General features: G+C 70.7%; 2 protein-coding genes. One reads left to right on the top strand and one right to left on the bottom strand.

Translation table 11 applies throughout. The features are described 5' to 3' along the window. Positions 1-92 precede the first annotated feature (92 nt). Positions 93-752 carry an endonuclease III gene (nth, locus tag GBZ26_RS29175; RefSeq protein ID WP_246653508.1) on the top strand — a complete coding sequence of 220 codons (660 nt, stop codon included), beginning with the start codon at positions 93-95 and terminating at the stop codon, positions 750-752. Between the two features lie 110 nt (positions 753-862). Here nth and GBZ26_RS29170 read toward each other — a convergent pair whose 3' ends face one another. Continuing rightward, positions 863-1,468, bottom strand: coding sequence for a bactofilin family protein (locus GBZ26_RS29170; RefSeq protein WP_247884953.1), 606 nt, complete (start codon positions 1,466-1,468; stop codon positions 863-865). Positions 1,469-1,731: the final 263 nt, after the last annotated feature.

The following is a 1,731-nucleotide window of genomic DNA, read 5'->3' as shown; positions in this document are numbered from 1 at the left end:
GGGTATGACGGGCCATGGTCATGCACACAAACTAGTGCGCATCGGGCGCGCCTTCCACCCGGCGTGTTTGCAAGAACAACCGGGGTCCCGCTATGCTGCACCCCATGAAGCCCGCCGCCGTTCAGGAATTCTTCCGCCGCCTCAGCGCCGCCAATCCGGAGCCGAAGAGCGAGCTGGAATACGTCAATCCCTACACGCTCCTGGTCGCCGTCGTGCTGTCGGCCCAGGCCACCGATGTCGGCGTCAACAGAGCCACCGGCCCGCTGTTCCAGATCGTCACCACGCCGCAGCAGATGGTGGAACTGGGGGAGGAACGGCTGCGCGGCTACATCAAGACCATCGGCCTGTTCAACACCAAGGCCAAGAACGTCATCAAGCTGTCGGAAATCCTGGTCGCCCAGTATGGCGGCGAGGTCCCACGCGACCGCGAGGCGCTGGAAACCCTGCCCGGCGTCGGGCGCAAGACCGCCAACGTGGTGCTGAACGTCGCCTTCGGCGAGGAGACCATCGCGGTGGACACCCACATCTTCCGCGTCGGCAACCGCACCGGCCTCGCCCCCGGCAAGACGCCCGACGCGGTGGAGGCGAAGCTGCTGAAGGTGGTTCCCAAGGCCTATCGCCGGCACGCCCACCACTGGCTGATCCTGCACGGCCGCTACGTCTGCAAGGCCCGCAAACCCGACTGCCTCGTCTGCCCGGTCAGCGACCTGTGCGCCTTCAAGGACAAGGTCCTGCCGGCCGCCGTGGTGTGAGGCGCGGCGCGATGTTTCCCGTGAAACGCCAGCCGTCTCTGCAAAAAGAAAAAGCCCGGCGGAGGCTTGATCCCCGCCGGGCTTGATCGCGAAACCGCGTTTAACGGCGTTTAGCCGTCCACCACGATGGGGTCGAGCGCGGCCGGCGCCGGGGCCGCTTCCGCCGGGGCGGCGGGGACAACGGCGGGCTTGGCCGCCGGGGTGTATTTGCCGATCTCGCCGTTCAGCAGGGCGCCGGCCTCGACCGCCAGCTCGCCGTACTTGATCGAGCCGTTGATCTTGCCGGTGGAGCGCACGGTCAGGCGGCCGCGCACGATGATGTCGCCCTCGAAGCGGCCGCCGATGTCGGCCTCGTCGATCTCCACGGCGCCCTTGAACAGGCCGGTCTCGGCGATCTCGATGGACCGGCCGTCGCGCAGCTTGGCCTCCACCGTGCCTTCCACGACCAGCACGTCGCAGGACCCGATCTCACCGTTCAGGGAGATGTCGCGGCCGACGATCAGCCGGCGCTGGTCGCTGGCGAGCGGAGCGGTGGGCGCCGGGGCCGGAGCGACCGGCGCGGCGGCGGCGGGCGCCGAAGCCGGGGCGCCGTACCCCTCGGGACGGCGCGGCGCGGCACCCGGCAGGTCGACGGTGCGGCGCGGAATGTCCGTCGGCTTGTAGCTCGAACCGGGGATCGGGGCGCCGGCCGGCGGCTTCGGGGTGCTCGTGTTCATCTCGGGTCCCTTGGAGGAAATCGGCTCGGGTTGCGGCGTGCGGGCGGCCGGGGCGGGGCCGGCCGGCGGACTTGTTGCGGGTGGGTTGCTCCGGGGGGCGGGCGGCGCCCCCCCCCCCCCGGGGTTCGGCGGTCCCCCCCTCCGTGTGGCCGGGCGCCGGCGTTGGGTCCTGCGGGCTCCCTCCCGGGGGTGTTTTTCCCCCCTACACCCCAGCGCTGCTTCCCCCCGCCGGCTTGCTGTGTGTCGTTGGCCGGCGGCGTCGT

Source organism: Azospirillum formosense, from assembly GCF_013340925.1.
Classification (GTDB): Bacteria; Pseudomonadota; Alphaproteobacteria; order Azospirillales; family Azospirillaceae; genus Azospirillum; species Azospirillum formosense.
This window is presented reverse-complemented; position numbering and strand designations above follow the sequence as displayed.

Coding starts and splice junctions, on each gene's coding strand:
- nth (WP_246653508.1), top strand. CDS start 93: ATGCTGCACCCCATGAAGCCCGCCGCCGTTCAGGAATTCTTCCGCCGC.
- GBZ26_RS29170 (WP_247884953.1), bottom strand. CDS start 1,468: ATGAACACGAGCACCCCGAAGCCGCCGGCCGGCGCCCCGATCCCCGGT.